Origin of the sequence: Sphingomonas sp. ACRSK, assembly GCF_022346685.1 — a bacterium.
GTDB classification, from domain to species: Bacteria; Pseudomonadota; Alphaproteobacteria; order Sphingomonadales; family Sphingomonadaceae; genus Sphingomonas; species Sphingomonas molluscorum.
Window position 1 is genome coordinate 1 of the sequence record NZ_JAKRNR010000046.1, and the last position, 19,193, is coordinate 19,193.

A 19,193-nucleotide genomic window follows, 5' to 3' on the forward strand; every position below is an offset into this window, starting at 1 on the left:
AACGGTGTCACCTACTTGCGTATTCCGGTAAAATGGAAAGCCGGCCATCCGTGATGTCATACGATCGCTGACACGGCTTTGTGCTTAGCGTACGTTTTCGACCATCCTCTCACCGGTCCCCTACACCGATCCCACCGACGGCAGCACCAGCAGCCGCCAGGGCGTGCGCATCCGCTTCGTCGGCGGCTCCCGTATCGTGGTGCGCCTGTCGGGCACCGGTACCGAGGGTGCGACGTTACGCGTCTATCTGGAACGCTATGAGCCGGCCGGGGGGTGGCTCGATCTTGCCACCAGCGACGCGCTGGCGCCGCTCGTCGGGGCGGCGGAGGTGATTCTGTCGATCCAAGCACATACCGGACGCACCGCGCCCGACGTCGCGACCTAAGCGGATCCGGGTCGCCGATCAGGCAAGGGATCGGCGACCACTCTTAGCCCTTGTGCTCTAGGCAAAAAAATGGCGACCCTAAGGCCGCCATTTCCTTCGAAGCTTTCGACAGCTCAGTTGCTGTCGGGAGCGTCGTCGTCCGAGTCAACGGCCACAACGATGCCCGCAACCACAGCAGCGGCTGCGAGGAGACCGATGAAGATGCCGCCACCGGCCAGCTCGTTCGACTTCTTGGCCGAGGTCGAAGCCTTGGCAACCGACAGCGACGCCGCGCCGTTAGCCATTGCCGGAGCCGCGATCAGCGACGATGCCGCAACGGCGGTAAGCAGCTTACCCATACGCATAATATACGCTCCCTTGTTAAGGTCCAAATCCATTGCCCGGTACCATTGGCCTCAGTGGGTTACAAGGCGATTGGTGCGGTGCAATACGATTCTGGCCTGGAGTTGTCCTTATGCAACGCCAAAGACTAGGCCGCAACGGCTACGCGGCTTCCCAGTTCCTGCAAAATCCAGGATTTTTCGCCCTGAAACCCCATCGCGCTGAGGATTCCTGAGCGATAGGCGCCGGTATCGAGTCCGAGGCGATGCGGTAAGTCGACGATTTCCTCGGATATGGTGTGGCCGTGCACGACTCGTTTTTCGAGCGGTGCGCGGGCTCGCAGGAACTCTTCGCGGATCCAGCGCAGATCGGACGGGCGCTGCTCGGCAAGCGGAACACCCGGCCGAATGCCGGCATGCACGAACACATAGTCGCCCGCCACGATCATGTCCTCGCATGATTCGAGGAACGCGCGATGGGTTTCCGGCACCGCCTCGATCAGCAGTTGGTACAGCTCGTCATAGTCGGCGTGCGCATAGACCTGGGGGCTGACGCCATAGCTCAGGATCGTCTCCTCGCCGCCGATTCGGCTGAACAGGCGCAGCGCCTTGGCGTCGCCCGCAAGCGCACCCAGGAACACCTCTTCATGATTGCCCAGCAGCACACGCACGCCCGGACGTTCGGCCTTGAGCGCGATCAGCCGGTCGATCACCTGCGCCGACTCCGGTCCGCGATCGACCAGATCGCCCAGGAAGATCAGCTCGCCTGCGGGTCCGCCCCGCGCGGCCTCGTCGCGGAAGATCTGCTCCAGCAGCCCGTCCAGCAGGTCGAACCGGCCATGAATGTCACCAATGGCATAGAGCTTTCGGCCTTCCGGCACCCGGGCTGCGGGGACGGAGGCCCTTTGTCGTCGAAAGAGGAGTTTCGTGAGCATCGTGACTGCACTACGCACTTTGCCATGAACAGGGAATGTCGCCAGATGGTGCGGCGCGGTCGCCGTGCAAGCCTAGGACAGTGGATCGGTGCAGCACTTGCCGCATGGCTCGTCGCCCTCCCTGCGCCGGCCGCGGACCCGGTGTTCCCCACCATTCGCGCAGCCGACACCAAGCTGGCGCGTATCGGATACAGGCTGGCGACCGCAAACGCTTCCCTGTGCGACCGGCAGGAGCCAGGCCTGGGCCTCATACTCCATACTCCGGAGCAATATTCCCGCGACCTGCGCACCGCCGCCATCCGCTATTTCAAGCTGGATGGTCCCGTCGGCGTAGAGGGAGTGATCGACGGCTCGCCTGCCGAGAACGCCGGCATCCGCATCGACGACACGCTGCTCGCCATCGGCTCCGCCCAGTTTGCGTCGGCCAATTTGGAAGGGGAGGCCACCACCACCGCAGCGATCCGTGCCGCGGCCCAGCTTGCTGCGCTGTCATCGGCCAAATCCCTGGTCGTCCGCGGCATGCGAAACGGCACGCCTTACACCCAAGCGCTGCGTCCGGTACCCGCCTGCCGTAGCCGCTTCGAGGTCGAGATCGGCACCGAGTGGACGGCCAAGGCCGATGGAGAGATGGTGCAGATCGGCAGTCCCTTTCTGGAAACCTATCCGGAGGACCAAGTGGCAGCAGTGGTCGCCCATGAGCTTGCGCATAACATCCTGCGCCATCGCGAGCGACTGGAGGCAAGGGGCGTCGATTACGGCATGCTATCGGGTTTTGGGCGCAACGTCCGCTATTTCCGCCAGACCGAGCTGGAAGCCGACGTCCTGTCCGTGTCGCTGCTCGCTAACGCCGGCTACGACCCTGAGGTGGCGGTCCGCTTCTGGCAGGACTTTGGACCAAAGCGAGCCGGCGGTATCCTGCGCAGCCGCTCGCATCCGGCATGGCAGGACCGGGTATCGACGATCCGTTACGCAATCGCGCAACTCGGTCCCGAGCGGCCGCGTCGTCCAGCGCTTCTCGCCACCCGCGACCGGCCGCTCGACGGCAATTGGCAGGCGCTGCTAGTGAAGGCGCGGTGAGAAACAACATGCGAAAACTGGCATTCAGCACCAGATGGTCAAATGAGCAGTAGATAACTTCTCGATTAGAAAACATACTCGAATTTAGGGGGGATTGCGGCAGTTATTCCAATACAACCGCCGCGCCTTCTTATTTCAGGCAAGCTACAATGCCTGCGATTACCGCCAGCGTTTCCTGCGGGTCGCGTACGCGCACCGTGTCCATGCCCATGGCTTTGGCCGGATAATCATTGCCGCCGGGGAAGATCGCATCACCGATGAAGATCATGCCGCTGATAGGAATACCACTCTCGTTGGACAGCTTAGTTAGGCCGTAGGCCTTGTCGACACCAGCACGTGTGATGTCGATCGAGGTCGCACCGCCCATGTTGATCGACAAGCCTGGTAGGCGCCCACGCAGTTCGGCCTGTATAATCTTGCGCTTAGAAAAATCAGGATCCCAATGTTCCTTAGCGTCGATCGGTGCCTGCTGCCCTAGCGCTGAAAAGGTGATCTGGCTGCCACGATCCTCGATCCGGTTGCCCCAGGTCTGTTCGGGAACGAAGCCCGTAGCCTGAAGCGCGGCATCGAACTCACGTAGGATCTTTCCCTTGGTCTCATCATCAAACAGCTCAGCATAGACCGGTGACCAAACGCCAGCATCATGCCGATACAGCTTAGTGCCAGTAGTTGGCATAAGCCACAAACGACTACGGTCAGCATAGTTTGGAAGTCGGCTAGCTACCTGCTTTTCGAATTGTGGCCAGTCACCCCCTGAAATCACTGCAACGTGCGCGACGCTTAGCAGTTCTGCCAAGAATTCTGCCACTAAAACGCCCAGCGGCTGCTTGCTTTCGGCTAAAGTGCCATCAAGATCAAAAGCAACAAGCTCTTTCATAGAAAAGATTCCACTCGGCGATAAAAACAACATACTTATTATGTATGATTATGCAGTTTTCGTCAATCATTCAGCGCATCATTGCTTCGATGATGCGCTGAACCTCTTGCTATCGCCCCCCGCGGTAGGACCATTATATCGTCACACTCCCCAAAACAATCAAATCCTTAACCCCAACCATTGCAATGCGCGCACCATCGGACCTGACAAAGCAGTCGCGAGTGTCAACCAGACGACTTCGCCGTCGACAGCATTACCGTACCCGTCTTGCTGGCTAAGTGCATGGAGCGCATCCCAATTACCCATATCACTCCAACCCATTGCCATAGGCACAACCGCACGTCGGCGATGACATGGTCCGACGGCATCACCAGTAGCGGCGTATCGCCACTTCCTGCTGCCAGCGCTGCCAAAGCAATCGCCGGCGCCGTGTTGCGCGCTACAGGTTCAAGAACCACCACCTGCGGAGCACAGCCGACCTGAGCCAGTTGGTTGGTAACCTGATCAGCATGCGCAGCATTCGCCACAACGATCGGCGCTCCGAACATCTCGCCCTTGTACGAGCAGCAGTCAACTGTAGCATCGTCTGCACGGCGACCAGCGCAAGGAACTGCTTGGGCTGTTCAGCTTTTGACATAGGCCACAAGCGAGTGCACTACCTCCCGAAGGAATTACGGGCAATACTTTCGGGTGCTCCATACTGGAATCCACCTCCCGCATCGATCTTCAAAGATATTGATTGCGGGGTTTATCTATAATAAAAAATGGCAGCGCTGTATCGCAAGGTTCATAGTTAGAGACATGACGTTCATGCGTCGCAAATGCCTTATCGCGATATAAGACGATCCGACGCTGTTTGCCGCACCCGCTCGGCCAATGCCCGTTCCCAGGCAAGTGCATCGAGGACGATCCGGTCGAGATTATCATGCTGTGGCCGCCACGGCAGCGTCGCCAGGATTGCGTGATTGTCGGCAACCAGCGCGTCCGGATCGCCGGGCCGTCTTCCCTCCATTCGCCGCTCGATCCGGAGGTTCGTCACCCGGTCGACGGCGTCGAGCACCTGGCAAACCGAGTAACCACGGCCATAGCCGCAGTTGAGCGTGTGGCTCTCGTCCGGCTTCGCTATCAGCAACTCGAGCGCATGGACGTGCGCGGCAGCCAGGTCCGAGACATGGATATAGTCGCGCACCCCCGTGCCGTCCTCGGTCGCGAAGTCGCTGCCGAACACCGAGACATGGCTGCGCTTGCCCGTCGCCGCCTCGACCGCCACCTTGATGAGGTGGGTGGCGCCCGCGGTCGACTGGCCCGAGCGACCTTCAGGGTCAGCACCCGCCACGTTGAAATAGCGCAGCGCGCAATAGTTGATCGGGTGCGCGACGGCGACGTCCTTGAGCATGATCTCGGTCATCAGTTTGGACATGCCATAGGGGTTGATCGGGGCCTTGGGCGCATCCTCGCGGATCGGCACCTGATCGGGGATGCCATAGGTCGCGGCCGTGGAGGAAAAGATGAAATGCTTCACACCGCACGCGACCGCGCTTTCGATCAGCGAGCGGCTCGCAGCGGTGTTGTTGCGGTAATATTTGAGCGGATCGCTCACGGACTCCGGCACCACCACCGAGCCGGCAAAGTGCATCACCGCGACCACCTCATGGTCCCGCATCACCGCACGGACGGTCGCCTCATCCTCGATCGCGGCTTGGATCAGCGTCGCGCGGCGGTCGACCGCCCAAGCGAAGCCGGTGACGAGATTATCGACCACCACCACGCGACGGCCCGCATCGAGCAGCGCCAGCACCGCATGGCTGCCAATATAGCCTGCCCCGCCGGTGACCAGGACCGAACCTTCCATGCATCAACCCCTTCGTCTTGATCTGCACCCGGCCTAGCAGCGTCGATTATGTCGGGCGAGCGCGTTCCCATCCTTACTCGACCAGCGTGGCCCCGCGGAGCGTCGCACCTTACCAGCTTCATCCCCGACAACGGTACCGGTCCGACGATCTGCCTGATCGATGCGCTGGGTCGGCATAGTGACAGCAGCAAGTCGCCCCGTCGTGCGTGTCGGCGGAGAAGCTGATGCTGTTCTCCGGCAACCTCCCTGTCGGGCGGGTCACTTGCGCGTCTGATTTCCGGCGTAACCATCATGTTAGACGAACGCTGATGGGAGCAGAAACGCGATCCAGTATGCGCCCCAAGCTTTACGCGCTAGGCTTTCATGGCCTCGATCAACTTCTTAACTTCTTGGCTGCGCCCTCTAGGGAGGATCAGAACGTCATCACCACTGGCAACGACGATCAGATCCTTGACACCGACAAGCCGCAAGCGCACGCCGTCTGTCCGCACTAGGCAGTGCTGCGTATCGATTGCCAGCACCTCGCCGCTATGCGCGTTTCCGGCCAGGTCCCGATCGCTGATCGCATGGAGCGCATCCCAGCTGCCAAGATCATTCCAGCCCATCGCAACCGGCACTACCGCGACGCGTGCCGCACGCTCCATGACCGCATAGTCGATGGATTCAGACGGTGACGCTTCAAAAGCCGCGGCATCCGGCAGGATCCGCGCGCCATCGCGCAAGGCTGCGGCCATTGCCGCACCACAAGCGGCACCCATTGCGGGTTCATAGGTGCCGAGCGCTTCCAGATAGCAGTCTGCGCGAAACAGGAAAATGCCGCCGTTCCAGGCATAGTCGCCGCTCGCCAGCATCGCTTCGGCACGATCCAGGGGTGGTTTCTCGACGAACTGCGCGACCTGATGCACGCCGTCCGCAAGGGCGGCACCAACGTGGATCCAGCCATAGCCGGTTTCGGGCGCATCAGGCGCAATGCCGAAGGTCACCAGCCATCCCTGTTCGACCAGCGGCAAGGCCAGGGCGACAGCGGCGTGGAATGCGTCAACGTCTTCGATGACGTGGTCCGAAGGCATCACCAGCAGCGCCTTGTCGCCGGCACCGGCAGCCAGAGCCGCAAGCGCGATCGCAGGGGCGGTGTTGCGGCCTGCAGGCTCCAGGATCAACGCTTGAGGAGAGGCACCGATGGCATCGAGCTGCGCCTCGATCATGTCGGCATGTCGCGCGTTGGCGACGACGATCGGCGCCTCAAACGCCTCGCGCATCGTGCGGGTCGCGGTGAGCTGGAGCATCGTCGCGTCTGCGGTCAGCGCCAACATCTGCTTGGGCTTTGCGGGAGTCGACATGGGCCACAGCCGCGTACCTGAGCCACCGGAAAGAATGACCGGTACGATGATCGGCGACGTCATGGACACTCCTGTGAGCGAAAATCCGCTTCCCTCCTCCTATTGAGTTGTCTGCCATGGTGCAACGCACCCAAGAAATAGCAGCGCCTTCATTCCCATGTGCCGCATCCCTTACATAAGCACCAGAACAACCGCGATCGGCCACTCATGTCGCCAATCTCCTGAGTTTCGCGACAGCACCTCCAGCGATCATGTTCTCTCGTATTTGTAAACGCTCGCGCTAAGTGGCGGCATTCTGATCGCGCTATTTGTCGGCGAGCGTCGCTACGCGGCTACCGGCTTGGTCTCGGCCGATCGCACATAGGCGTAGAGTGTTGGCTTGGAGATGCCGAGCATCGAGCAAATCTTGGCGATCGGCATCGTGTTCTCGTGGTAGAGCCTGACGGCCAGGTCGCGCTTGTCCTTGCCGAGTGCGGCCGGCCGGCCACCCTTCTTGCCGCGAGCGCGGGCTGCGGTGAGACCGGCCTGGGTCCGCTCGCGGATCAGGTTGCGCTCGAACTCCGCCAATGCCCCGAACAGGTGGAAGGTAAGCTTGCCCGACGTGGTGGTCGTGTCGATCGCCTCGTGCAGGCTCAGCAGCCCGACCTTTTCCTCGTCGAGGTAGGTCATCCATCCGATCAGATCACGGAGCGAGCGGCCGAGCCTGTCGAGGCGCCAGACCACCAGTGTGTCGCCGGCGCGAAGCAGCTCCTTCACCTTTTCCAATCCAGGGCGAGCGGCAGTCGCCCCGGAGGCCTTGTCGGTGATGACCTTCTCGCAGCCGGCAGCCTTCAGCGCATCACGCTGGAGGTCCAGGTTCTGCTCGGCGGTCGATACGCGGGCGTAACCGATTTTCATGCGTAGGGCCGGTGGCGCCCCGATCGGGCGCGGTTTGGGAAGAAAGTCGTCATCGGCAGGTCTATGTTGCCCTAGTTTTCTTTACCGGGTAGATTTACGTCGAACAGGCCGGTTTGGCAACGCGAGCGGACTCGCATGGCGATGGGCAGGCAAATCTCCGTTTTCCTTACCTGCGACACGGACCGTCGGCGGTGACGCATCCGGCGCTTGTCCCGCCGCTGGCGATCGAGCGCTACCGCGTCCTTGAACCGCACCTCGCCGATGGCATCCCGCTCGCGGACCTCGCCCGCACCGGCACGCTGAGCGAGCGGACGTTGCAGCGCTGGCTCGGGCGCTACCGTGCCGAAGGACTTGCCGGTCTCGCGCGTCTGCCGCGCAACGATCGGGGCAGGCTGCACCTGCCGGAACATCTGGTCGAACTGACCCGCACTCTCGCCACCAAGCGCCCGCGACCCCCGGTCGCCGCCATTCACCGAAAGGTGCAGGAACTCGCCATCGCGCATGGACACCGAACCCCCAGCTATGCGGCCGTCGCGCGTGTCGTCAGGGCGATACCGGCAAGCCAGATCGCCGCAGCCTCCGATCCGGCCGTCTACCGCGACCAGCACGAGCTAGTGCATCGGCGCGAAGCCGCGACCTCGAACGAGATGTGGCAGGCCGATCATACCGTTCTCGACATTCTCGTGCTCGATGATGCCGGAACCCCGGTGCGTCCTTGGCTGACCGTCATCGTTGACGATCACAGCCGAGCCATCGCCGGTTACTTCCTCAGCCTCGATGCCCCCAGTGCCCTCAACACGGCGCTCGCCTTGCGGCAGGCGATCTGGCGCAAGCCCAATCCCGAATGGATCGTCAGCGGCATTCCCGAACAGCTTTACGTCGACAACGGCTCGGATTTCATCTCCGAGCATATCGAGCAGGCGTGCATCGCCCTCAAAATCCGCCTCATCCATTCGCTGCCGGGGCGTCCTCGCGGGCGCGGCAAGATCGAGCGGCTGTTCCGCACCATCAACGACATGTTCCTGCCCGACCTGCCCGGCCACCTGATCGCGGGCAAGCCGCTGTCGGCGCCAGTGCTCACGCTCGACGAGCTGCGCGCCCGCTTCGAGGCGTTCGTGTGCGGCGTCTATCATCGTCGCCCGCATGGCAGCACCGGCGAACCGCCGATCACGCGCTGGCAGAAGGGCGGGTTCCTGCCCGCAATGCCCGACAGCCTTGAACAGCTCGACATGCTGCTCGTGCACGTGCCCAAGCCCCGTAAAGTGCTGCGCGACGGCATCCGTCTGATGGGCAGGCGCTATGTCGAACCCACGCTCGCGGCCTTCGTCGGCGAGCAGGTCGAGGCGGTCTATGACCCCCGCGACCTGACCGAGATCCACGTCTACCACCAGGGCCGGTTCGTCTGCCGTGCGCTCAGCTCCGAGCACGCTGGGCACCCGTCGTTGCGCGCGATCCAGCGCGCCCGGCGCGGCGCGAAGGAGCGCGACAAGCAGGTGCCTGCCCCCACGGAGACCTTCGATGGCGACCAAGAGGATACGGCTTCCCGGCCCACCACCTACCGAGGGCTCCGGCTCTACGCCGCTGACGATTGAGTTCCTGGTCGAGCAGCCGTTCCTGGCGACCCGCGAACATGCCCGGTTCGTCGAGTTTGCCGAAGCCTGCGCGCACTACCGCTATATCGGCGTGTGTCATGGCCGGCCGGGCGTCGGAAAGACGCGATCGGCGCGCGAGTTTTCCAGCTTCCCCGACCTGGGGGAATATGCCGCGCTCCGTCCCATTGCCGCGCTCCTTGGCGAAAAGGTCGCTCGCTGCCGCGCCGTCTTCTACACCGTGTCGGTCAGCAACACGCCCAAGACGATCGACGCGGTGTTGGGCCTCAACCTCATTAAGCTGGGCTATGCCCGGCTGACGGTCGCGGGCGGCTCGCAGGACGAAATCACCCATGACGCCGCCCGCATCGCCTGCCCCCTCGTCATCGTCGACGAGGCCGACCGCCTGACCATAAAGTCGCTCGAACATCTCCGCGACATGGCCGATCGCCACGGCTTCGGGCTGATCCTGATGGGTATGCCGGGCTTGGAGAAGCGCCTCGCCCGCTATGCCCAGCTCTACTCGCGGATCGGCTTCGTCCACGAGTTCAAACCGCTTACCGAGACCGAAATGCGGCTGCTGCTCGCGACCCACGCCGGCGATTTCGGGATCAGCTTCGACCCGGCCCAACTCGACGCGATCGAAGCGCAGGCAGCCGTGATCCGCATGACGCGCGGCAACTTCCGGCTCATGGAGCGCCTGTTCGCGCAGATGCGGCGGATCATGACCCTCAACCGCGTCGAGGAGGTCACCGCTGACATCGTTCAGGCCGCGCGCGATTGCCTCGTCATCGGACCCGGCAACTGACAAATAGCGCGATCAGAACGCCGCCATTTAGCGCGAGCGTTTACACGTATTATGATGTCGCAAAAATTGGTTGCATAAAGCGATTGTTTCGATACAGTTTTGCAACATGCTGATTGGCTACGCCCGTGTGTCCACCGATGACCAGGATCTCCGGCTGCAACGCGCTGCCCTGAAGGATGCCGGCTGCCGCCGCATTTTCGAGGAGAAAGTGTCAGGCGCAAAGCGCGACCGGCCTCAGCTCGCCAGAATGATCGAGCAGTTGCGCGACGAGGACACGGTGGTGGTGACACGGCTCGATCGGCTCGCGCGATCGACCCGGGACTTGCTCGACATCGCGGAAAAGCTGAAGGAGGCAGGCGCCGGGCTGCGCTCGTTGGCGGAACCCTGGGCGGACACGACATCGCCGGCGGGCCGCATGGTGCTGACCGTGTTCGCCGGCATCGCCGAGTTCGAGCGCGAGCTGATCCACCAGCGCACCAGCAGCGGGCGCATCGCAGCCAGGGCGCGCGGTGTCCGCTTCGGCCGGCCGCCCAAGCTCACCCCCGACCAGATCGCGCTGGGCGCGCGCCTGATCGGCGAAGGAACCTCGGTCCGCGAGGCCGCCAAGCTGCTCCAATGCCATCACGCCACGCTCTACCGCGCCCTGACGGCTGCGGCGGCCGCATGATGCCGGGCATCCTGCTATCCCGTGTGTCGGGCGCGGAGGTCTGATGCCGATCCGCCCCGAGCATCTGTTTCTGTACCCGATCGACTGGCCGCAGCTCTCGCACCACGTCCGCTTCGTGCGGGCAAAGGGGCGCTGCGAGCATTGCGGGCGTCCGCATGGGCAAAAGGTTTTCCATCTGGGCGACGGACGGTGGTGGGACCGAAACCGGCAATGCTGGCGCAATGGCCAGGGGCGGCGGGTGCGACGCCCCACGGAGAACATCCTGCTACAGGGCCGGTGGACCCCCGTGGTCTTGGCCTGTGCGCACCTCAACCATGATCCCAGCGACAGCGCGCTCCACCAGCTGGCGGCGCTCTGCCAGCGCTGCCACATGATCCACGACGGACCCGAACATCGGCGCCGGCGCTGGATGAACGCGCATTACCGGCGCGCGCTCGGCGACCTGTTCTACGGCCCCTACCCGATGCGGGGCGCGGACTGGATCACCCCGACCCCGATCAGCATGCTCGACGACAGCCGATCGCTGTACGCCTTCCTGTGATGCATGCTGGACTGGCAGGCGTTCGGGCTGGCGATATGGAAACCGCCCATTGAAGAAGTAAGGATTATTCCTTACTTTGGCTACGGAGGTTATGATGGCGATCATCGTTCAAGAGCACAGCAGGATCACTGCCAAAGGACAGACCACCGTACCAAAGGCCGTTCGCCAGGCGCTTGGGGTCAGCTATGGCGATGAGATCGCCTTTGTGGTCGATGCGCATGGCGTCAGCGTTCGCCGCGTCGAGGCTGAAGCAGCAGATCCGGTAATCGAGGGATTCCTTGGTTTTCTGGAACAGGACATGCTGCGCAATCCGCACAACGTCGCTGCCTTCCCTTCCAGCCTCGCTGAACGCATGGCAGCACTGACCGAGCATGTACGGGTCGATCCGGATGAGGAAGTCGATGGGCCGGTCGCGCTCTGACCCATGATGGTCGTCAGCGGTTGGACCATCTACGCGCACCCGCTGCTGCTCAATCAGCTTGAGAAGCTGACCACGGCCGTCGAGAAGGCGAAGGCCAAGGACCCCCAAGGTTGGACCAGAACGGCAAACGCCAAGCTATTGGCCGCTGTGCGCTCGCTGATGTTCGAAACAATTCCCAGCGATCCCACTGGGTCGGAATATCGGCAGGGCGACACACTCGGCGCTACCCGAAAGCACTGGTTTCGGGCGAAGTTCGGCAATGGGCGTTTTCGCCTGTTCTTCCGCTACGACAGCCGCTCCCAGGTCCTCATCTTCGCCTGGGTAAACGACGCCACCACACTACGAACCTACGGCTCCAGAACGGACGCCTATGCCGTATTCAAGGGGATGCTCGACAAGGGCAATCCTCCCGATGATTGGACAGCACTGCTCGAGGCTGCGTCTACCGATGTCGCTCGCGACGATGGTTGAATGGGCACCCGCCCGCCGTCCCAAAAAGGGACCATGCCCCGCGACTTCGGCAGCGACGTTGCCACCCTGTGAGATGACAACGGCTACCCCTGCGGCGAGTCGGTCCATTCCAGACATCCAGTTCGTCACCGACATTTCACCGTCGTCACCATAACCGCTTGGAATGTCGGGAGGTCGCTCGACGCTCATTGCTTCCAAGGAGCAATGCGGATCGTACAGCGTACCTTGCCCTTCGCCTTAGTAGCCGCCTTCTGACAGGCTTCGACTGCTTCACGGTCGTTTTCGACGATGTTCCAGGCATCAACGAGCGCGTTCCAATTGGCAGGCGCATCCGTGATCAGCAGGTGCCTTCCTGCCTCCCCCATCGGGAGGTCGAGCGTGGAGGCGGCCATTTGCTCCGAGATCTGCCAACTCGCCGGCAGGGCGCGCGCGATCGGAGCCGCAAGGGTCGCCCACAGGACCATGCCGGCCAGTATTCCAATAATTCCCGTCACTGCCAGCCAGCGGTTCTGCTCATCACCGCGCCGCGCCGATACGACATAGCTGTGAAGCCGACGGGTCCCGTCCTCCAGCCCGGTGCGCGCCGTGGCGATCGTCTGCCGATCCTCCTGCCGGGCGGTGCTCGCCGCCGCGGTGATCCGCCCCACCATCTGCTCGGGCGTCATCGCCAGCATCGGGCTTTTCACCAGCAGGTCGACGCGCTGCGCGGTGGCGGTGATGTTGTTGGCGAGGACGCCCAGCGTCTCGGAATAGTCGGGCGGCTCGGGCACCTCCATGCGCTCGGCCGTCAGACGTTCGACGGCCCGGCGCATCAGCGTCACTTCCGCGCGCAGACCCTCGAAGGCCCGCGTGGCTTCATTCGGCCCTTCGTCATCCGCCATCACGTCTTCCCTTATCGGCTCATGCCCCTGTCGCGCTCGCGGCCGATCCCGATCGACTGCACCAGCGAGGTCTCGATGCTCCGGCCGCGCTCCAGTTTCAGCTCCAGCTCGGGCGCACGCCGCTCCAGCGCCTTCGCCAGTTCCGGGTCATGGCGCAGGCCTTCGGTCATCGCCCCCATGCGCAGGGTAGCCTTGTCGGCCCGGGCCTGGTCGCCGCCTGCACGCTCGCGCGCCAGGCCACGCCAGCGCTCCACGAACCGCTCGGCGCGCGCGTCGGGGTCAAGCCGCACCCGCCGCTCCTCGGCCATCGCGCGCATCGCGCCGCGCGTATTCCCTTCGGCCGCTTGCCCGATCAGCCCGGGATCGCGGCGGAACGCGGAAGCGAGGTCGCGCGCGGCCTCGGGCCACACATGGTCCAGCGTCTCGCCGGCGCGACGCAACGCGCTCTCCTGATGCGGGAGCACCGGCAACTCCCGCGCGCGCATCCGGCCCATATCGGCCGCGGCGCGCGCGTAGCGTTCGATCGCCCTGGCCTGATCCGGTTTGCCGATCGCGGGCTCGGCCCGATCCGGCGCCGCTGCCATTTCAAGCGTGGCGGCCGGCTTGGGCCGGAAGCCCGCAAACATGCCTTGGGCCTTGTCGCGGACCTGGTGGACGATCTCCCGCGCGCGCTCGGGCCAGCGGATCTCGCGGCGATCTGCAAACTCGCGCGCCCGGTCCTCATCGGACGGCACGGCATGGTCGCCGGCCATGTCCTTGGCGCGATCGCAAGACAGCACGCGGGCGAGCTGGCGCTGATCGGTGAAGTCGTCGTGCCCATAATGGAGCTGCACCCCGTCGCGGTGCCGAGACATGCCGACATAGGCGCTGTGTCGGTCCATGCCCGGCGTCGCGAGGAGATGCGCACGATCGACGGTCACGCCCTGCGACTTGTGGAAGGTCGCCGCGTAGCCGTGATCGACCGCGGCATAGTCCTTGAGGTCGAACGCGGCGCGCCCGCCGCCGTCGAGCCGCACCGCCATGTGCCCATCGCCAACCTGCTCCAGCGTGCCCAGCGTGCCGTTCTTCACGCCAAGCGAGCGCTCGTTGCGCAGGAACATGATCCGGTCGCCGACCGCGAAGTCACGTGCGCCCCGATCGACGGTCACGACCACGTCCTCGCCCAGCCCGCCCGACGCCCGCACCCGTTCACGCGCCTCCTGGTTCAGCGCGCGCACTTCGGCGTTGGTATGGGTGAGGATGATGCGGGTCCTGTCGGGATCGCGTGCACGCTGACGATCCCAGACCTCCACCAACTCGACGCGGGCCTGCTCGCGCGTGTCCGCCGCCTGCACCATACCGCGGTCGGTATAGGCATGGATCGCCTCGGCCGTGCGGCCGGTCGCCAGGGCGCGCGTCGCATCCTTCTGCCAGTCCTCGCGCTGCCGGCGAACCTCGGTGATTTCGGCCGCGCCATGGCGCTCGGCAATCGACCGGAACGCCGCGCCGGCTTCGATCGCCTGTAACTGTTCGGGGTCGCCCACCAGCACCACCTTGGCGCCGGCGTCGCGGGCATGGGAGAGGACCCGCTCCATCTGGCGGGTGCCGATCATGCCGGCCTCGTCCACCACCATCACGTCTTTCGGCCCGAGCGGGTCGCGGTCCTTGCCCCAGGCATGTTCGAGGCTGGCGATGGTGCGCGAACTGATACCGGAGCCCCCCTCCAGGTTCTCGGCCGCGATCCCCGACAAGGCAGCCCCCCGCACCGTGTAGCCGGCGCTCTCCCATGCCTCGCGCGCAACCCCCAGCATCGCCGACTTGCCGGTGCCGGCATAGCCGATGACGCTGGCAAGGCCATCACGCTCGGTAATCCGCCCAAGCGCGTCCCGCTGCTCGTCGGAGAGAGTGAGCCCCCTGCCCTTCGCCGCATCGAGCGCACGGTAGACATGATCGGCGCCGACGAAGTGATGCCGGACATCGGCAAGCCGGCCGGCCGACCGCTCCAACCGCGCCTCGGTCGTGATCATCTCGCGGGACGTGAACCGCTCCTGGTCGCGCCCATCCTTGCCCAATGCCACCAACTCGGGACTGGCGCGCACCGCCGCCATCACCTGGTCGAACTGCGCCTTGCCGTCCGAATGGCGGAAGGCAAACGTGGCCAGGTCGCGGGTCGTGAAGGTCGCCTGTTGCCGCGTGATGCCTTCCAGCGCGATACGCGGGTCGGCCACAATCTTCTCGCCGTTCTCCCGCGCGATGCGCCGGTGATCGTCGGCACGTTCGGCATCCTCGCCGCGGTCGAGCCGACGCATGCCCGCCGGCCCGATCTTGTGCTGCGGTTCCAGCGCGATGCCCTGATCGGCATAGGAGCGATGGTCGATCCGCGCCTCCAGCCCCAGCTCCGCCATGCGTTCATTGACGTGTGCCGCCCATGCCTCGCGCCAGCCCTTCAGCAGCTCCGTCGAATTCCAATCGCGGACCTTCTTGCCGAGTCCTTCTGGCCCTACCTCGCGCATCGCCAGCATGACGTGCGCGTGCGGCTTCGGGCTGCCGTCCTTGGCCTTGTCCCAATGCACGTTGAGGTCGGCGACCATCCCGCGCTTAACGAACTCCTTTTCCACGAAATCGCGGGCGAGCTTCACTCCCTGCTTTTCGTTCATCTCGCGCGGGATCGAGAACTCGACCTCACGCGCCAGTTGCGCGTCCTTGCGCTTCTCTCCTGCCTCCACCTCGTTCCACAACGTAGTACGATCCGACAGGCGCTCCGGCGCGTCCTTCGGCAACAGCACTTCGGAGTGGATGACGCCGGCCTTGTTGGAAAAGTCGTGACTGCGCCCAAGCCGCACATCGTGCAGCTCGGATGCGGAGCGATAGGCGGCAGACGCAACGGCGCTGGAGCCGTTCGCTCGGCTGATGACCTTGGCGCTAAAATGGTAGATCGCCATCGCGAGCGGCATGATACACTTCTTAGTGTAGGTCGGCAACGACGTATAAGCGCGCACTCACGATCTGCTTCGCATCTCCTGATTGACTTGGTGCTGCCTGTTGATGTGGGTTGCCCTCCCCTGCCGGTTTGCTAGCCTGCTGTAACCAAGATGCGAAGAATGGAGGCACCATGCGCAAGGTGCGGGACTACAACGCGGAGCTGAAGGCACTGGAGGACAAGGCGCGTGGGCTGAAGGCGCGCCGGATCGAACAGCTCGGCCAGCTCGTCACCGCTACGGGTGCGGATGCACTCGACATGGAAACGCTTGCCGGCGTGCTGCTCGATGCCGTCACGTCACAGAACGCAGAAGCGAAGGAGGCATGGCGTGCGAAGGGCGCCGCCTTCTTTCAACGACGCGGGCGCAAAGGTGGGCGGACTGCTGGCGGCAACGGCGACAGTGCAGGTACGCAACTGGGCGCTGATCCAGCGTCTGGAAGCGGCACGGCGTCGGACTGAAGCGCGGGGCTGGGTCGTGCAACGGCGCGAACGCACCCGCCACCTGATCGAGCTGGGCGGCCTCGTCCAGAAGGCCGGCCTGGTCGATCTGACCGCCGACGATCGCGCAACCATTTACGGCGCGCTGCTCGAACTGGTCGGATGCGCTCGCGGCGATGATGCCGGCGATGTGGTGGCGCTCTGGAAGCGACGCGGCAAGCGAGCCTTCGACTCGGAAGCAGGAGGCAAGGAGACGCTGGCATGACGACGCTCGACCTTGACCCGCTCCGGACGGAGGTTCGCGCGCTCGACTATGTACGCGGCACGCCGGCGGAAGCCGCGATGTGGCGGGAGGATGACGCAGACTCCCGCGCCAATCTCGCCATCGAGGGCATGGACCTGAACGCGGAGGATGAGGCGCTGTTCGACATGCTTCGGGACGAGGCTGTGCCCCCTCCCCTCGCCACGCAGATCATCCTCAAGCTCTACGATCATCCCGACGCCGATCCGGGGCTGGCGATCACGCCGCTGGAGCGGGCAGGCTGATGCCCGGCCGGCGGATCAGCCCGCTGTTCGCGGTGCTCGTCGCCGCGGTCGTGCTGTTCCAGCCATAGCTGGCTCAAGGGCATCTTCGGTTATGGCGAGATTGCCACCGACATTCCGTTCCTGCTGGTCGGCGCGATCCTGTTCCTGGCCTGGCGCGTCAATCCGCCGCGCCGCGAACCGGCGCAGCTCGCTGCTTGGTTCGCTCCGCTTCAGCGATCGGGGGAGAGGTGCGTCGCTTGGAAGGCAATAGGGATCTCCTGATCGGCCGCTCCATCGAAGGCGGCAAGCTGCTGCGCCACTACGGTCCTGCCCATCTGCTGAGGCCGGCCCCTACCCGATCAGACAAGGGCGTCGGCACCATCATCTCCAATCCTGCTCACGCTCGATCACTCGGTGGTCTGCATCAAAGGGCGGGAATGCCCGCGTTAACGCCCCTGCGAAAGCCGGCAAGAGCGATATGTGGGCCTGGACCTTCGGCTTCTCGGGCCGCTCACGGCCGTTACAACCCGCTGGTGTGGCCTGATCCGGCGAGCCTCGACCTCGCGGAAGATGGTGCGGGTTGGACGTAAAGCGTGCTGGCTGGTTGCCATGCTTAGCAGATCGCTTCGTAAAAGTGCTTGCACGTGAGCGGATCCCCCGAGCAAGACCATCCTAGGGTCCAAACCCAATCAGCGGCTTGAAGGAGTGAGACTTTCCTGATTCACCGGTGGTGTGGATCAAGGGAGGTGCGTGATGGCGCTGTTCTGGTTGTCTGATGAGGCATGGGCGGCGATCGAGCCGCATCTGCCGAAGAACCAGCCGGGTGCCCGGCGGGTGGATGATCGTCGGGTGATCTCGGGTATCCTTCATGTGCTGAAGGTCGGTTGCCGCTGGTGCGACTGCCCGCCCGATTACGGACCGTCGACGACGATCTACAACCGCTTCAACCGCTGGTCGCATCGCGGCTTCTGGCTGAAGCTGCTCGACGCCCTGGTAGACACCGGCGCGGTCACGAAAAGCACCTCGATCGACAGCACCTACATCAAGGCACAGCGCGCGGCGTTCGGCGCAAAAGGGGGCACTCGACGCAGGCGATCGGCCGCTCGCGCGGTGGCTGGACCACCAAGGTCCACGCGCTCACCGACGTCATCGGGCGCCCCTATGCGCTGATGCTGACCGCCGGCAACGTCAGCGATGTGAAGGCGGCACCGGCGCTTCTCGAACGCGCCGGGCGCATGCGCTACCTGCTCGGCGACAAAGGCTACGACGCCGACAGGCTGCGGCGCTCGCTGCGCGCTGGAGGCGCTGTTCCGGTCATCCCGGGCCGACGCAACCGCAAGCGCACCATTCGCTACGACAAGGACCGCTATCGCGGCCGCCACCTCATCGAAAACGCCTTCTGCCGCCTCAAGGACTTCCGCCGCGTCGCTACCCGCTACGACAAGCTGGCGGCCAACTTCCTCTCAGGCGTCGCGCTCGCAACAGCTATCGCGTTCTGGCTCTGAATGAGTCTCAACCCTAAGCGCGATGTAATACACCACTCGCGTAGTCGACCTTAAGCTTTTCAAGCGCATTGTAAGTTCGCTCGATAGCTTCATCAAGTCGCGCTTCCTCGCTTAGCTGCGGCCGCACCTCACGCATTAGAGATCTCAAGCGCCGCTTCGCGTAATCTACTTCCCACCTTCGGGTTTTAGGCCTTGGATAAGCGCGCATCCCTGCCGTGGCCAGCACAGACTTCGCGATTGACTTGGCCGCGTTTTTTAAGCTGCCTTGGGGTGCATAAAGATCCGGGACCGAGTGGAAGTACATTGGCATCCCAAGGGAGCCAGCCCAGTCGCACCATTTAGAGGGCTCAAAGTTCGGGGAAATTTGAAGCGCGATCCATGGTGTACGCAGCGCATCGCCGACGATGGCGCCGTGCATTGCTTCTGTGAGCAGGCATTCCAGCGACCAGATTTGCCGAATTGTTTCCTTAGAATTGGCACGTGGATCAACATAGATCAATCCGAGTTCGTCGCAGAGTGATCGCCAGTCCCATTGGTCCATGCTCCAGATGTGGGGCATGAATCCAATTCCGCGTCGTGACACGCTAGGGTCCAAACCCAATCAGCGGCTTGAAGGAGTGAGACTTTCCTGATTCACCGGTGGTGTGGATCAAGGGAGGTGCGTGATGGCGCTGTTCTGGTTGTCTGATGAGGCATGGGCGGCGA

Annotated in this window: 20 protein-coding genes and 3 pseudogenes; 12 read left to right on the forward strand and 11 right to left on the reverse strand. The window is 63.7% G+C overall.

Annotation, left to right across the window (positions count from 1 at the left end):
* Positions 1 to 121 precede the first annotated feature (121 nt).
* Positions 122 to 385: pseudogene (locus MHZ35_RS16465) on the forward strand (alpha-D-glucose phosphate-specific phosphoglucomutase); the annotation flags it as partial.
* 113 nt (positions 386 to 498) lie between these two features.
* On the opposite strand, the gene MHZ35_RS16470 reads toward MHZ35_RS16465, so the two are convergent.
* Entirely contained in the window at positions 499 to 723 is a 225-nt protein-coding gene (locus tag MHZ35_RS16470) for a hypothetical protein (protein WP_446741067.1), read from the reverse strand.
* A 131-nt stretch (positions 724 to 854) separates the two neighbouring features.
* Positions 855 to 1,586: a metallophosphoesterase family protein gene (locus MHZ35_RS16475; RefSeq protein ID WP_342453541.1), complete on the reverse strand. Its 732-nt coding sequence runs from the start codon at positions 1,584 to 1,586 to the stop codon at positions 855 to 857.
* On the opposite strand from MHZ35_RS16475, the gene MHZ35_RS16480 reads away from it, so the two are divergent.
* A complete protein-coding gene (locus tag MHZ35_RS16480; RefSeq protein WP_239436637.1) occupies positions 1,545 to 2,717 on the forward strand; it encodes a M48 family metallopeptidase in 1,173 nt (390 codons plus the stop codon). The two genes, MHZ35_RS16475 and MHZ35_RS16480, sit on opposite strands and share 42 nt — an antisense overlap.
* A 130-nt stretch (positions 2,718 to 2,847) precedes the next feature.
* On the opposite strand, the gene MHZ35_RS16485 is transcribed toward MHZ35_RS16480, so the two are convergent.
* The 6 genes and pseudogenes from MHZ35_RS16485 to MHZ35_RS16505 form a co-directional block, all read right to left on the reverse strand.
* Positions 2,848 to 3,594 (reverse strand): HAD-IIB family hydrolase, encoded by a 747-nt coding sequence (locus MHZ35_RS16485; RefSeq protein ID WP_239436638.1) that lies wholly within the window; start codon positions 3,592 to 3,594, stop codon positions 2,848 to 2,850.
* 133 nt (positions 3,595 to 3,727) lie between these two features.
* Positions 3,728 to 3,826: a hypothetical protein gene (locus tag MHZ35_RS18220; protein WP_446741068.1), complete on the reverse strand. Its 99-nt coding sequence runs from the start codon at positions 3,824 to 3,826 to the stop codon at positions 3,728 to 3,730.
* Positions 3,819 to 4,148: pseudogene (locus tag MHZ35_RS18165) on the reverse strand (sugar phosphate nucleotidyltransferase); the annotation flags it as partial. The gene MHZ35_RS18220 and the pseudogene MHZ35_RS18165, both read right to left, overlap by 8 nt.
* 272 nt (positions 4,149 to 4,420) lie before the next feature.
* Entirely contained in the window at positions 4,421 to 5,446 is a 1,026-nt protein-coding gene (galE, locus tag MHZ35_RS16495; RefSeq protein WP_239436639.1) for a UDP-glucose 4-epimerase GalE, read from the reverse strand.
* Between the two features lie 353 nt (positions 5,447 to 5,799).
* Positions 5,800 to 6,849, reverse strand: a complete 1,050-nt coding sequence (locus tag MHZ35_RS16500) for a mannose-1-phosphate guanylyltransferase/mannose-6-phosphate isomerase (protein WP_274616088.1) — start codon at positions 6,847 to 6,849, stop codon at positions 5,800 to 5,802.
* Between the two features lie 261 nt (positions 6,850 to 7,110).
* The gene (locus tag MHZ35_RS16505) at positions 7,111 to 7,683 is read right to left on the reverse strand and encodes a recombinase family protein (protein WP_007407197.1); all 573 of its coding nucleotides are present in this window, start codon (positions 7,681 to 7,683) and stop codon (positions 7,111 to 7,113) included.
* A gap of 191 nt (positions 7,684 to 7,874) precedes the next feature.
* On the opposite strand from MHZ35_RS16505, the gene MHZ35_RS16510 reads away from it, so the two are divergent.
* The 6 genes from MHZ35_RS16510 to MHZ35_RS16535 all read left to right on the forward strand — a co-directional run bounded on the left by MHZ35_RS16510 (position 7,875) and on the right by MHZ35_RS16535 (position 12,180).
* Complete coding sequence (locus MHZ35_RS16510; RefSeq protein ID WP_004212864.1) at positions 7,875 to 9,275, forward strand: Mu transposase C-terminal domain-containing protein; 1,401 nt, start codon at positions 7,875 to 7,877, stop codon at positions 9,273 to 9,275.
* Positions 9,202 to 10,080, forward strand: coding sequence for an AAA family ATPase (locus MHZ35_RS16515; protein ID WP_239436640.1), 879 nt, complete (start codon positions 9,202 to 9,204; stop codon positions 10,078 to 10,080). The genes MHZ35_RS16510 and MHZ35_RS16515 overlap by 74 nt, the downstream gene beginning before the upstream one ends.
* Positions 10,081 to 10,186: 106 nt before the next feature.
* A complete protein-coding gene (locus MHZ35_RS16520; protein WP_239436641.1) occupies positions 10,187 to 10,747 on the forward strand; it encodes a recombinase family protein in 561 nt (186 codons plus the stop codon).
* Between the two features lie 43 nt (positions 10,748 to 10,790).
* On the forward strand, positions 10,791 to 11,288 hold the full coding sequence (locus MHZ35_RS16525) for a hypothetical protein (RefSeq protein ID WP_239436642.1): 498 nt from the start codon (positions 10,791 to 10,793) through the stop codon (positions 11,286 to 11,288).
* 94 nt (positions 11,289 to 11,382) lie between these two features.
* Positions 11,383 to 11,709: a type II toxin-antitoxin system PrlF family antitoxin gene (locus tag MHZ35_RS16530; protein ID WP_239436643.1), complete on the forward strand. Its 327-nt coding sequence runs from the start codon at positions 11,383 to 11,385 to the stop codon at positions 11,707 to 11,709.
* 3 nt (positions 11,710 to 11,712) lie between these two features.
* Positions 11,713 to 12,180, forward strand: a complete 468-nt coding sequence (locus tag MHZ35_RS16535) for a type II toxin-antitoxin system YhaV family toxin (protein ID WP_239436644.1) — start codon at positions 11,713 to 11,715, stop codon at positions 12,178 to 12,180.
* A gap of 185 nt (positions 12,181 to 12,365) precedes the next feature.
* Here MHZ35_RS16535 and MHZ35_RS16540 read toward each other — a convergent pair whose 3' ends face one another.
* Complete coding sequence (locus MHZ35_RS16540) at positions 12,366 to 13,061, reverse strand: DUF6118 family protein (protein ID WP_239436645.1); 696 nt, start codon at positions 13,059 to 13,061, stop codon at positions 12,366 to 12,368.
* An 11-nt stretch (positions 13,062 to 13,072) separates the two neighbouring features.
* The gene (traA, locus tag MHZ35_RS16545) at positions 13,073 to 15,982 is read right to left on the reverse strand and encodes a Ti-type conjugative transfer relaxase TraA (RefSeq protein WP_239436652.1); all 2,910 of its coding nucleotides are present in this window, start codon (positions 15,980 to 15,982) and stop codon (positions 13,073 to 13,075) included.
* Between the two features lie 170 nt (positions 15,983 to 16,152).
* On the opposite strand from traA, the gene MHZ35_RS16550 reads away from it, so the two are divergent.
* The 4 genes and pseudogenes from MHZ35_RS16550 (at position 16,153) to MHZ35_RS16565 (ending at position 18,488) form a co-directional block, all read left to right on the forward strand.
* Positions 16,153 to 16,479, forward strand: a complete 327-nt coding sequence (locus MHZ35_RS16550; protein WP_239436646.1) for a conjugal transfer protein TraD — start codon at positions 16,153 to 16,155, stop codon at positions 16,477 to 16,479.
* Between the two features lie 16 nt (positions 16,480 to 16,495).
* Positions 16,496 to 16,723 carry a conjugal transfer protein TraD gene (locus MHZ35_RS16555; protein ID WP_239436647.1) on the forward strand — a complete coding sequence of 76 codons (228 nt, stop codon included), beginning with the start codon at positions 16,496 to 16,498 and terminating at the stop codon, positions 16,721 to 16,723.
* Complete coding sequence (locus MHZ35_RS16560; protein WP_239436648.1) at positions 16,720 to 17,004, forward strand: hypothetical protein; 285 nt, start codon at positions 16,720 to 16,722, stop codon at positions 17,002 to 17,004. Before MHZ35_RS16555 ends, MHZ35_RS16560 begins: the two co-directional genes overlap by 4 nt.
* 732 nt (positions 17,005 to 17,736) lie before the next feature.
* A pseudogene (locus MHZ35_RS16565) lies at positions 17,737 to 18,488 on the forward strand (IS5 family transposase).
* Positions 18,489 to 18,501: 13 nt separating this feature from the next.
* On the opposite strand, the gene MHZ35_RS16570 reads toward MHZ35_RS16565, so the two are convergent.
* The gene (locus MHZ35_RS16570; RefSeq protein WP_239436649.1) at positions 18,502 to 19,029 is read right to left on the reverse strand and encodes a hypothetical protein; all 528 of its coding nucleotides are present in this window, start codon (positions 19,027 to 19,029) and stop codon (positions 18,502 to 18,504) included.
* Positions 19,030 to 19,193 lie beyond the last annotated feature (164 nt).

What these genes read in the sequence shown, in the direction of transcription:
- MHZ35_RS16485 (WP_239436638.1), bottom strand. Translation starts at nt 3,594, where the DNA reads ATGAAAGAGCTTGTTGCTTTTGATCTTGATGGCACTTTAGCCGAAAGC.
- MHZ35_RS16560 (WP_239436648.1), top strand. Translation starts at nt 16,720, where the DNA reads ATGACGACGCTCGACCTTGACCCGCTCCGGACGGAGGTTCGCGCGCTC.
- MHZ35_RS16550 (WP_239436646.1), top strand. Translation starts at nt 16,153, where the DNA reads ATGCGCAAGGTGCGGGACTACAACGCGGAGCTGAAGGCACTGGAGGAC.
- MHZ35_RS16500 (WP_274616088.1), bottom strand. Translation starts at nt 6,849, where the DNA reads ATGACGTCGCCGATCATCGTACCGGTCATTCTTTCCGGTGGCTCAGGT.
- MHZ35_RS16505 (WP_007407197.1), bottom strand. Translation starts at nt 7,683, where the DNA reads ATGAAAATCGGTTACGCCCGCGTATCGACCGCCGAGCAGAACCTGGAC.
- MHZ35_RS16520 (WP_239436641.1), top strand. Translation starts at nt 10,187, where the DNA reads ATGCTGATTGGCTACGCCCGTGTGTCCACCGATGACCAGGATCTCCGG.
- MHZ35_RS16530 (WP_239436643.1), top strand. Translation starts at nt 11,383, where the DNA reads ATGGCGATCATCGTTCAAGAGCACAGCAGGATCACTGCCAAAGGACAG.
- traA (WP_239436652.1), bottom strand. Translation starts at nt 15,982, where the DNA reads ATGGCGATCTACCATTTTAGCGCCAAGGTCATCAGCCGAGCGAACGGC.
- MHZ35_RS16570 (WP_239436649.1), bottom strand. Translation starts at nt 19,029, where the DNA reads ATGGACCAATGGGACTGGCGATCACTCTGCGACGAACTCGGATTGATC.
- MHZ35_RS16525 (WP_239436642.1), top strand. Translation starts at nt 10,791, where the DNA reads ATGCCGATCCGCCCCGAGCATCTGTTTCTGTACCCGATCGACTGGCCG.
- MHZ35_RS16535 (WP_239436644.1), top strand. Translation starts at nt 11,713, where the DNA reads ATGATGGTCGTCAGCGGTTGGACCATCTACGCGCACCCGCTGCTGCTC.
- MHZ35_RS16470 (WP_446741067.1), bottom strand. Translation starts at nt 723, where the DNA reads ATGGGTAAGCTGCTTACCGCCGTTGCGGCATCGTCGCTGATCGCGGCT.
- MHZ35_RS16480 (WP_239436637.1), top strand. Translation starts at nt 1,545, where the DNA reads ATGAATGTCACCAATGGCATAGAGCTTTCGGCCTTCCGGCACCCGGGC.
- MHZ35_RS16515 (WP_239436640.1), top strand. Translation starts at nt 9,202, where the DNA reads ATGGCGACCAAGAGGATACGGCTTCCCGGCCCACCACCTACCGAGGGC.
- MHZ35_RS16540 (WP_239436645.1), bottom strand. Translation starts at nt 13,061, where the DNA reads ATGGCGGATGACGAAGGGCCGAATGAAGCCACGCGGGCCTTCGAGGGT.
- galE (WP_239436639.1), bottom strand. Translation starts at nt 5,446, where the DNA reads ATGGAAGGTTCGGTCCTGGTCACCGGCGGGGCAGGCTATATTGGCAGC.